The organism is Streptomyces sp. NPDC026673, from assembly GCF_040638135.1.
GTDB lineage: Bacteria > Actinomycetota > Actinomycetes > Streptomycetales > Streptomycetaceae > Actinacidiphila.
This window is the reverse complement of record NZ_JBEZXR010000138.1, coordinates 1-10,457: the sequence shown is the minus strand read 5'-3', so window position 1 is coordinate 10,457 and position 10,457 is coordinate 1. Positions and strand designations below refer to the sequence as shown.

The 10,457-nt window shown below is 72.7% G+C and carries 8 protein-coding genes; 4 read left to right on the top strand and 4 right to left on the bottom strand.

The annotated features are described in order from the left end of the window. Nucleotides 1–586 precede the first annotated feature (586 nt). Both AB0F62_RS41570 and fdxA read right to left on the bottom strand, forming a co-directional pair. The gene (locus tag AB0F62_RS41570) at nt 587–1,141 is read right to left on the bottom strand and encodes an N-acetyltransferase (RefSeq protein ID WP_361811731.1); all 555 of its coding nucleotides are present in this window, start codon (nt 1,139–1,141) and stop codon (nt 587–589) included. A gap of 22 nt (nt 1,142–1,163) precedes the next feature. Next, nucleotides 1,164–1,550, bottom strand: a complete 387-nt coding sequence (fdxA, locus tag AB0F62_RS41565) for a ferredoxin (RefSeq protein WP_361811728.1) — start codon at nt 1,548–1,550, stop codon at nt 1,164–1,166. Nucleotides 1,551–1,788: 238 nt separating this feature from the next. Here fdxA and AB0F62_RS41560 point away from each other — a divergent pair, with 238 nt between their 5' ends. The 4 genes from AB0F62_RS41560 to AB0F62_RS41545 all read left to right on the top strand — a co-directional run bounded on the left by AB0F62_RS41560 (nt 1,789) and on the right by AB0F62_RS41545 (nt 9,821). Then, nucleotides 1,789–3,033: an FAD-dependent oxidoreductase gene (locus tag AB0F62_RS41560; protein ID WP_361811725.1), complete on the top strand. Its 1,245-nt coding sequence runs from the start codon at nt 1,789–1,791 to the stop codon at nt 3,031–3,033. 196 nt (nt 3,034–3,229) lie between these two features. Continuing rightward, nucleotides 3,230–4,930 carry an FAD-dependent oxidoreductase gene (locus tag AB0F62_RS41555; RefSeq protein WP_361811737.1) on the top strand — a complete coding sequence of 567 codons (1,701 nt, stop codon included), beginning with the start codon at nt 3,230–3,232 and terminating at the stop codon, nt 4,928–4,930. A gap of 209 nt (nt 4,931–5,139) precedes the next feature. Continuing rightward, on the top strand, nt 5,140–8,877 hold the full coding sequence (locus AB0F62_RS41550) for a S8 family serine peptidase (RefSeq protein ID WP_361811722.1): 3,738 nt from the start codon (nt 5,140–5,142) through the stop codon (nt 8,875–8,877). A 305-nt stretch (nt 8,878–9,182) separates the two neighbouring features. Further along, nucleotides 9,183–9,821 carry a hypothetical protein gene (locus AB0F62_RS41545; protein ID WP_361811719.1) on the top strand — a complete coding sequence of 213 codons (639 nt, stop codon included), beginning with the start codon at nt 9,183–9,185 and terminating at the stop codon, nt 9,819–9,821. Nucleotides 9,822–9,857: 36 nt separating this feature from the next. Here AB0F62_RS41545 and AB0F62_RS41540 read toward each other — a convergent pair whose 3' ends face one another. Together AB0F62_RS41540 and AB0F62_RS41535 are read right to left on the bottom strand one after the other, a co-directional pair. Beyond that, on the bottom strand, nt 9,858–10,061 hold the full coding sequence (locus tag AB0F62_RS41540; RefSeq protein ID WP_361811716.1) for a hypothetical protein: 204 nt from the start codon (nt 10,059–10,061) through the stop codon (nt 9,858–9,860). A gap of 276 nt (nt 10,062–10,337) precedes the next feature. Further along, a partial coding sequence (locus AB0F62_RS41535; protein ID WP_361811734.1) for a 2-oxo acid dehydrogenase subunit E2 occupies nt 10,338–10,457 on the bottom strand: 120 nt, incomplete at its 5' end.

Below are 10,457 nucleotides of genomic sequence, written 5' to 3'. Positions count from 1 at the left end.
CCGCCCGGCGGGGGGGGAGTGCCGCCGCGGGTGGGGCGCGGGGTCGGCGGCGGTGTACCCGGGACCGCACCGGTCCCGACCCGGGTCGGGCGTCGGCCGGCCCGTGCCGGTCGGAAGAGGACCGGGCCGACGAGGTCCTGTGCCCCTGGGTGCGTGCCGAGCGGGAGCCCCGCCGGCGGGCGGGCCGGACGACCGGGAGGAGGCCGCGCCGTCCACTTCGCCGCTTGCCGGACGGGGTATGCGCGGGGTGCGGACGTCCGTGTCGGACAGCTCGCGGGTCGGTACCCGGCGCCGGATCAGGCGCAGGACGATCGGACCGCTGCCGTGGCGGACGGCGTTGGTGACCGGCTCACCGACGATCAGCCGCACGGAGTCCTCGTGCGCTTCCCGGCCCCCCGCGGCCGGCTTACGGACGGCCGGATCGCGGACGCTCCGGACGGCGCTGCGCTCCGGTCGCCGGAGAGCGGCCGGGAGTCGACCCGGGCCGGGCCGAACCAGCGGGTCCCGGCCGGCACGGCGCGGGAAGACCGCCGCCCGTCACGGGCGGCGGTCGGTCCGGCAGCGGGTGCCCCGGTGAGGTGACGTCCTACGCGTCGGCGTCGGCGTCGGCGGTGACAAGGGAAAGACCCGCGGCCGCCATGTCGGCCGTCTCGGCCCAGACCGTCGTCAGGCCCTCCTCGTCCACCGTGTGGATCGGGATGGAGACGTGCGACAGGATGGCGGAGATCTTCCGGTCCCCGGGGAGCACGAGACCGTAGACCTCCTTCCACCCGGCATGTACGGCACGCTGTCCCAGGTGGCGCAGGAGGCGGGTGCCGAGGCCGCTGTTCTGCCAGGCGTCCTCGACCAGGAGTGCCGCTTCCGCGTTCTCCCGATCCGGCATCAGGTGACCGACGGCGACGAGGTCGCCCTCCGGGCGCTGCACGGCCAGGTGCACGGCCCCCGGTCTCGCCAGCAGAGTGCCCAGGTAGGCGCGGGGGTCGCCCATCGCCCTGTGGTAGCGGCTCCACAGGGTGTGCGTCGAGCACCGGTGGTGCATGGCCACGGCGCGGTCGATGTCCTGGGGGCCCAGTTCGACGACGCCGGCCGGATGCCGCCGGGAGGCCTCGCTCCGCGGCCGTGCGCGTACGAAGGGGATCACCGTTCCCGGGCTCCGCACTCCGTCACGACGGGAACCAGAGATCGGCTTCGGCGGCCTCCTCCTTGCGGATGGCGAAGACCGAGATGCCCTTCTTCCGCGGGTGTTGCCCGGGCAGCGCGGCGATCAGCGGGTGATCCCCGCCGCCCGTAGCGGACCGGCCCGGCTCCCCGGAGAGCGACACGAAGTACTCGGCGTTGACGGACGTGTAGTGCGCCCACCGCTCCGGGAGGTCGTCCTCGTGGAAGACGGCCTCGACCGGGCAGACCGGCTCGCACGCGCGGCAGTCCACGCATTCCTCGGGATTTATGTAGAGCGTGCGCTCGCCCTCGTAGATGCAGTCCACCGGGCACTCGGCGACGCAGGCCCTGTCCTTGACGTCGACGCACGGCTCCGCGATGACATAGGTCATCTCCTCCTCCTTCGTCGCATGGGCCCGCCTCCGGCGGCAGCGGACGGCCGGCCCCCGGTGATCCCACCGAGTCGGGGGTCCTTCGACTCGATCAGCGGTATGACCGGCGGGCCCGGGGCGTTGTGACACCGCACCCGTCCCGCACCTCCACGACACGGCACGCTGCGTCACAGAGCACGGCGTCGCACGGTCTGATGATTGACTCTCAGTACACGGCTCGCAGCATGCGACATCAGGGATGAGGTACATCGTGTCCCCTGTGAACACTTTCGTGATCGTCGGCGGCGGTCTGGCCGCCGGCAAGGCAGTCGAGGCGCTCCGGGAGCGCGGCTACGACGGACGGCTCGTCATCGTCGGCGACGAACAGGACAAGCCCTATGTGCGCCCCCCGCTGTCCAAGGGCTACCTGCTCGGGAAGGAGGAGCGCGACTCCATCTACGTGCATCCGGACGGCTGGTACGACGAGCACGACGTCGAGCTGCTCCTGGGCACGACCGCGAGCGCGCTCGACGTGCGGGCCAAGGAGGTGGAGCTCGACGGCGGGCGCCGCCTGCCCTATACGAAGCTGCTCCTTGCCACCGGCTCGTCCCCGCGCCGGCTGCCCGTCCCCGGTGCGGAACTGGACAACGTGCTGTACCTGCGCCGGGTGGGTGACAGCGAGCGGCTCAAGGCCGCGTTCACCGCGGGAGCCAGGATCGTCGTCATCGGCGGGGGATGGATCGGCCTGGAGACGGCCGCCGCCGCCCGGCTAGCCGGGGCGGAGGTGACGGTGCTGGAGCACTCGGAGCTGCCGCTGCTGAAGGTCCTGGGGCGCGAGGCGGCCGAGGTGTTCGCCGGTCTGCACACCGACCACGGAGTGGTCCTGCGCCCCCGCGTGGAGGTGGAGCGGATCACCGGTGCCGACGGCCGCGCCGACGGAGTCCTGCTGGCCGACGGCACCCACCTGCCCGCGGACGCCGTCGTCGTCGGCGTCGGCATCACGCCCAACGTCCGGCTCGCCGAGGCGGCGGGGCTGGAGGTGCGGAACGGCATCGTCACCGACGCGCACCTGCGGACCTCGGTGCCCGACGTCCACGCCGCGGGCGACGTCGCCAACGCCTACCACCCGTTCCTCGACCGCCACATCCGCGTCGAGCACTGGGCCAACGCGCTCAACCAGCCGGCCACGGCCGCGCGGAGCATGCTCGGCGAGGACGCGGTGTACGACCGGCTGCCGTACTTCTACACCGACCAGTACGACCTCGGCATGGAGTACACCGGCTACGTCGAACCCGACGGCTACGACCGCGTCGTCTTCCGCGGCGACCGGCCCGGACGGGAGTTCGTCGCCTTCTGGATGTCGGGGAACCGCGTGCTCGCGGGCATGAACGTCAACGTGTGGGACGTCGTCGAGCCGATCCGGTCCCTGGTCACCTCCCGCGCCGACGTCGATGACGCGCGCCTCGCCGACCCGGACGTGCCGCTGGACCGCGTACTCGCCTGACGGCCGGGCCACGTGGGCGGGGGGACGGCCGGATCGCGGGCCGTCCCCCCGCCCACACCGCTTTCCGGCAGCCGGGCGCGGAGTCCCTGGTCAGCGCGGAAAAGTGTCACAGCGGGCTTGATCACCCGGTCGTAGGTGATGACAACCAACGCGATCGGAGCAGACCGTGGCACGCACTGAACAGCAGATCTCCACGATGGTCCTGGTGATCGGCACCGGTGGAGCCGGACTGCGGGCGGCGATCGAACTGGCCGAGGCCGGTGTCGACGTCCTCGCCGTCGGCAAGCGTCCCAAGGACGACGCCCACACCGCGCTGGCCGCCGGGGGCATCAACGCGGCGCTGGCCACCATGGACCCCGAGGACAGCTGGCAGCAGCACGCGGCCGACACCCTCAAGGAGAGCTACCTGCTCGCCGACCCCCACACCGTGGAGATCGTCACCCAGGGCGCCGCCCGCGGCATCGACGACCTCGAGCGGTACGGGATGGCCTTCGCCAGGGAAGAGGACGGCCGGATCTCCCAGCGCTTCTTCGGCGCCCACAAGTTCCGCCGCACCGCCTTCGCCGGCGACTACACCGGTCTGGAGATCCAGCGCACCCTCGTCCGGCGGGCGGAGCAGCTCGACATCCCGGTGCTGGAGGGCGTGTACATCACCCGGATCCTCGTCCACGACGGCGCCGTCTTCGGCGCCTACGGCTTCGACCTCACCGACGGCACCCGCTACCTCATCCGCGCCGACGCCGTCATCCTCGCGGCGGGCGGACACACCCGCATCTGGCGCCGCACGTCCTCCCGACGCGACGAGAACACCGGCGACTCCTTCCGCCTGGCCGTGGACGCCGGCGCGCGGCTGCGCGACGCCGAGCTGGTCCAGTTCCACCCCTCCGGGATCATCGAGCCCGAGAACGCGGCGGGCACCCTCGTCAGCGAGGCGGCGCGCGGCGAGGGCGGGATCCTGCGCAACGCGCTCGGCGAGCGCTTCATGAGCCGCTACGACCCCGAGCGCATGGAGCTGTCGACCCGCGACCGCGTGGCCCTCGCCTCGTACACGGAGATCAAGGAAGGCCGCGGCACGCCCAACGGCGCCGTGTGGCTGGACGTCTCCCACCTGCCCCGGCAGACGATCATGAACCGGCTCCCCCGGGTGTACCAGACGCTGCTGGACCTGCAGATGCTGGACATCACCCGCGACCCGATCGAGATCGCGCCCACCGCCCACTACTCCATGGGCGGGGTCTGGGTTCGACCCGAGGACCACAGCACCGACGTCCGCGGTCTCTACGCCATCGGCGAGGCCTCCAGCGGTCTGCACGGGGCCAACCGCCTCGGCGGCAACAGCCTCATCGAACTCCTCGTCTTCGGTCGCATCACCGGCCAGGCAGCCGCCGCCTACTCGCAGGGCCTGACCTCACTCCCGCGGTCGGCGGCCGCCATCGCGCAGGCGCGTGCCGAGATCGACGACCTGCTCTCGGCGGACGGGCCGGAGAACGTCCGCGCCCTCCAGCGCGCCATCCGCAACACCATGACCGAGCACGCCGGAGTGGTGCGCGACGAGGAGGGCCTGCGTGCCGGACTCGCCGAACTGGACCTGATCGAGAAGCGCATGGAGTCCGTCGGCATCCACCCCGACATCGCCGGCTACCAGGACCTCGCGCACGCCTTCGACCTCAAGTCGGCGGCCCTCGCCGCCCGGGCCACGCTCGAATCGGCGCTCGAACGCCGTGAGACCCGCGGCTGCCACAACCGCAGCGACTACCCGGACATGGATCCCGCCCTGCGGGTCAATCTCGTGTGGTCGCCGGCCACCGGTGTCACCCGCGAGAGCATCCCGGCGATCCCGGACGAGATCACGCACCTGATGGAGGATGTCTCCACCGACGGAAAACTCGTCGAGTAGCACCGAAGTCCCGTGCCGGCAGCGGCACTTCCCGTGGCGGCGGGCAGGACCTCGGAAGGTCCGCCGCCACGGGGCACCACGGGGACGACGAACGTCCCAGGTGGTGGATGGGTCTGGTCAAGGGCAAGTGTCACATGGGTAAATGACACCGTGTGATCATCACCGACTCCGGTGAACACACCGGATTGCCGACTTGACCAAGGATTCGTGTGAGACCCCATTTCCCGGCCCGGCAGGGCCTACCCGTCCTCGCGGCTGTCACGGCACTGCTGGTGGCGATCCCGCCGGCAGCGGCCGTTGACAACGTCCCCACCACGCCCCACGGTGTGGTCGTACCCGGCGGCGCATCCCTCGGTGCCGGCGTACGCACCGTCACCCTCATCACCGGTGACCGTGTCACCGTCACTCCCCATGGCTCCGGGGCGCCGACCGTCTCCGTGGCCGGTCCCGGCGGAGGCCGCGCGGACGCCCGCGTCACCGCCAGGGACGGCGACATCCACGTCGTCCCCGCGGCGGCCGAACGGCTTGTCGCCGCGGGCCTCCTGGACGAGGCGCTGTTCAACGTGACCCGGCTGGTCGCCGACGGGTTCGACGACTCCCGCTCGCGCGGACTGCCCCTCATCCTCGGCTACGCCTCGGACTCCTCGCGCAGGAAGGACCTGTCCTCCCTGCCCGAAGGAGCCACCGCCGCACGGTCGCTGACCAGCATCGACAGCACCGCGCTGACGGAGAACCGCGACCGGGCCGCCCGGTTCTGGGCCGACCTCACCCGGTCCGCCGCGCCGGAGCCCGGCACCGCCCGGGCCGTCGCGGACACGCCGGCCCTGAACGGCGGTGTCAGGAAGGTCTGGCTGGACGCCAAGGTCACCGCCGACCTGGAGTCGAGCGTCGCGCAGATCGGCGCGCCCGAGGTGTGGAAGGGCGGCAACACCGGCCAGGGCGTGGACGTGGCCGTCCTCGACACCGGCTACGACACCGAACACCCCGACCTCGCCGGCGGCGTGGTCGCCGACGCGCGCAGCTTTGTTCCCGGCGAGGACGTCGTGGACCGCAACGGTCACGGCACCCACGTCGCCTCCACCATCGCCGGCAGCGGCGCCGCCTCCGGCGGCAAGGAGAAGGGCGTCGCACCCGGGGTCCGGCTGCACGTCGGCAAGGTCCTCTCCGACAGTGGTTCCGGCGACAGCTCCTCGGCCATCGCCGGCATGGAGTGGGCGGCGCGCGAGGCCGGGGCGCGGGTGATCAGCATGAGCTTCGGCGGCTCGTTCGCCTCGGACGGAACGGATCCGCTGAGCCAGGCCGTGAACGCGCTCAGCGCCGAGACGGGTGCGCTGTTCACCGTCGCCGCGGGCAACTCCGGCCCCGACGCGTCCACCGTCGCGTCGCCGGGCGCGGCGGACGCGGCGCTGACCGTCGGCGCCGTCGACGCACAGGACGCGCCGGCCTGGTTCTCCAGCCGCGGCCCGCGCTTCCGGGACGACGCCGTCAAGCCCGAGATCACCGCGCCCGGCGTCGGCATCCTGGCCGCCCGTTCGCAGTACGCCACCTTCGGCAGCGGCTCCTACGCCTCGTTGAACGGCACTTCGATGGCCACCCCGCACGTCGCCGGTGCCGCCGCGCTCGTGGCCGCCCGGCACCCGGACTGGACGGGTGCCCGGATCAAGGACGCCCTGGTCAGCACGGCCGCGGCGACACCCGCCAACGCGGCGGACGACGGTGGCAACGGACGGGTGGACGCCGCCGCGGCCGCCCGAGCGGACCTGGTGGCGACCGGGATCTCGGATGCCGGGATCCACTCCCTGGGCGGAAAGCCGGGAGAGACCGTCACGCGCCGGATCGAGTGGACCAACAGCGGTGAGCGAGCCGTGACGGTCACGGTGCGGGTCGACGCCCCCGACGCCCCGCGCGGCCTGTTCTCCGTCGCGGACAGCCGGATCACCGTGCCCGCCAAGGGCACCGCGGCCACGACGGTCACCACCGTCCTCGACCACGCCCCGGCCGGCTCCCGGTTCGCCGGTCACGTCACGGGCCTGGTGGACGGCAAGACCGTCACACGTACCCTGCTCGCCGTCAGCACCCGCGAGGAGATGCACCACCTGCGGGTGCACCTGCGGGGCCGGGACGGCGAACCGCTCTCCGACGAGCTGGTGCGCTTCCAGCGCAAGGGCGACCCGTACCCCGCGATGGGCGCGACCGACGCGGAGGGCGACGTCGACATGGTGGTGCCGAACGGCACCTACACGGTGTGGACGTGGGGCACCGTCCGGGGCGTCCACGGGGCGTCCTCACAGGGCCAGGCCCTGCTGGTCAGGACCGGCATCGTGGTCGACGGTGCCGGCACCGCGGTGACGCTCGACGGCACCAGGCTGCGCCGGACCGAGATCGTCACTCCCCGGACCACCACGGCCACCGACGTCCGCACCGACTTCGTCCAGTCCTTCGAGGACGGTGCCCCCGCCATCGGCGACACCGCTGTCGCCGGCACCGAGTACGACAGCCTGTGGGCGCTGCCCGGGGGCAGGCCCGCCGGAGGCGATCTGCTGTACACCGTGCGCTCGCGTCAGGAACAGCCGTTGCTGAGCCTGTCCTCGGGTTCCCGGAAGTTCGACGACCTGTGGTTGCAGCCCTGGTCGGCACGGCCCGAGGAGCGGACGCGCACCCTGCCGGCGGTGTTCGCCGGTGACGGCCGGCCGGAGGAGTACGCGGCCGCCGGGGCGCGGGGCAAGGTGGCCGTCGTCCGCTACGCGGGAGACGAACAGGTGGTGGCCGCGGAGAAGGCGGGCGTGGCCATGCTGGTCGCGGTCAACAAGGGAGACGGACGGCTGTTCAAGCCCGGGGACCGCACCCGCCTGGTCGTCGCCGGTCTCTCCCGTACCGAGGGCGAGACCCTGATCAGCCGTATCCGGACCAGCCGTTCGGGCTCGGTCCCCCTGCGCGTCGTCGGCCACTCCGAGACCGGTTACCTCTACGACCTGGTCCACACCTGGCGGGGCGGTATCCCGCAGGCCCTGCGCTATGCGCCCCGCGAGCGCGAACTCGCGCGGGTCGACGTCGAGTTCCGCAACGCGCCCGGCCACGGCGTGATGGAGAACCGCTTCGACATCCAGCCGTACCAGGTCTTCCGGCTGGACAGCCGGCGGCTGTCGACCGCGGGCGCGCGCCGCACCGACTGGGTGACCGCGTCCCCCGACGCGACCTGGAAGGAGGAGGCCTACGAGGACGGCACCTCCTTCCAGCACTCCGGTCAGGTCGGCTACCCGGCGGGACGCACCACCGACGTCCAGTGGTTCGGTCCGATCGAGCACCCCCGGCTCAACGAGAGCCAGGACCTGCCGCGACGCTCCGGGAACTCCGTCTCCGGGCTGATCCCCGCCTTCGGCGACGGCGGCCGCGACCACGCCGGAACCCTCGGCCCCGGCACCACCACGCAGACCATCGAACTGCGCCGGAACGGCAGGCCGCTCAACCGGGCCGACGGCCCCTGGCTGGAGGCCGAACTCCCGCACGCCACGAGCCGCTACCGGCTCGTCACCGCCACGCAGCGCACCGCGGGCAGCCGCTTCTCGGTCGCCACCCGGACCGAGTGGGGCTTCTCCTCCGGCACCCCGCAGGCCGGCAAGCAGCAGGTACTCCCCCTGGTGCAGTTGGACTACGCCCTGCCGACCTCGCCGAACGGCGCGGCCCGGCGCGACGCCGAACTCGTCGTGACGGCGTCGCATCTGCGGGGTGCCTCCACCGCCCGGGTCCGCACCGACGCGGTCGAGCTGTCCTACGACGACGGCCGGACCTGGCACCGGGCCACTCTGCGCGACGCGCGGGACGGGGCCGCCCGCGTCGCACTGGACGCGCCACGACGGGCGGCGTACCTGTCCCTGCGGGTCCGCGCCTCGGACACGCGCGGCAACACGGTGGTACAGACCGTCATCAGGGCCACCGGCCTCAACTGACGGCATGAGCAGGCGTGGTGACGCCCCGGACGGGTCCCGCATCCGCGGGCCCGCCGGGCGTCACCACCCCGCGCGCGTACGGGCACCGGCGACCTGACGGCGCCCGTACGCACCGACCGAAGCGGGCACACTCGGCCGGAGAACGCTCGGTGTAGGACGAACGATGACCTGAGCCGTCTCCTTCGTACTAATCTGTACGCCAGGCCGCTACGTCTCGCCCACGGCCCGCACGCGCGGCGGACGGATATCCGGGACATCTGCCCGTGCGCGCCGGATCCGGCGGAGGGGGGGAGATGAGAGGACACATGGTGTCGGCAACACGTACGGCTCGGGATCTCGAGGTCACCGCGGAGGCCCTCCAGCGGGAATTGCAGCGCCTGGAGATGCAGAGACAGTCCCTGGAGAGGGAGTTGGCGGCGGTCGTCGCGCACCTCGGCTCGGTGCAGACGGCCCTCGGCGCTCTCCGCGACCTCCTGCCGCCCGCTTCCTCCGCTGCGGCCGCGCCCCAGCCCGCCACCTCGGTCGCGGACTCATCGGACACGGACGCACCGCTCGGCCGGGCGAACGGGCGCCGTCGAGGGGATGCCGTCGACGAACACCGTACGGCTGACGTCGCCGAACCCGCTCGCGAGCCGTCGTCCGTGCCGTCCCCGTCCCGGCCCGCCGACTCGGCCGGGCGGCCTCCGGCACAGCCGGCCGAGACCGCCGAGGCGGCCGACGCCGGCGCCGGTGCGCAGGGCAACTACGGCAGGTTGACCGAGCAGATCCTGGACTACCTGGCCTCCACCGGAGGCGCCGAGGTCCGGGCGAGGGACGTCGCCGCCGCTCTCGGCCGCGACACGGATGCCGGCAGCATCAACGCGGTCCGCAGCACCCTGGACCGGCTTGTCGGCGCGTCCCGTGTCCAGCGGGCCGGCCGCGGACTGTACCAAGCGGCTTCCTGAGAGGGCGACGGCGGCTCCGCCCCGGCGTCGACGGCCTCAGGCCTCTTCCTCGGCATCCGCCGGTGCCGTCGCCCGACCCGCGAAGGCACGCAGCCGTTCGCTCAACGCGTTCATCTGGGTGTCGATGGTGCCGATCTGCTCTCTCAGGAGGCGGACCCGCTCCTCCAGCAGCGCGGCTTCGATCGCCAACGAGGCGACGGTGGCGTTCACGTCGGGGGCGCCTTCGGTGTCTCGGAGCATCGTGCCCTTCCTGGCATTCGGTCGATCGCACGGCGGACGTCCCCCGCGAGGGAGGAATCCGCGCTTTCGGATCGCTCCGGCCGTTCCTCTGGGCGGGGAACGCCGGCAGCGTGCAATGAAGACCGGGCGGCCGGCCCGGATGTGACACGGTCACGACGCACCGCCGGTGCCGTACGGCGCGGCCGGGCGGCCCGTCCCACGCGGTGGCGGAACGACACCCCGTCACGATGACGAGGTGCCGTTCCGGCGTTGCGGTCCCGCGGGGGTTTCGGTCGGTTACAGACCGAGGTCGCCCTCGAACTCGCCGGCCTCGAGGCGGGCCTTGACGTCGTTGAGGTAGCGGGCGGCGTCCGCGCCGTCGACCAGCTGGTGGTCGTAGGACAGGGTCAGGTAGGC

Excerpts from the sequence above, each read along its gene's own strand:
- fdxA (WP_361811728.1), bottom strand. The coding sequence starts at position 1,550 with ATGACCTATGTCATCGCGGAGCCGTGCGTCGACGTCAAGGACAGGGCC.
- AB0F62_RS41560 (WP_361811725.1), top strand. The coding sequence starts at position 1,789 with ATGAGGTACATCGTGTCCCCTGTGAACACTTTCGTGATCGTCGGCGGC.
- AB0F62_RS41555 (WP_361811737.1), top strand. The coding sequence starts at position 3,230 with ATGGTCCTGGTGATCGGCACCGGTGGAGCCGGACTGCGGGCGGCGATC.
- AB0F62_RS41545 (WP_361811719.1), top strand. The coding sequence starts at position 9,183 with ATGGTGTCGGCAACACGTACGGCTCGGGATCTCGAGGTCACCGCGGAG.
- AB0F62_RS41540 (WP_361811716.1), bottom strand. The coding sequence starts at position 10,061 with ATGCTCCGAGACACCGAAGGCGCCCCCGACGTGAACGCCACCGTCGCC.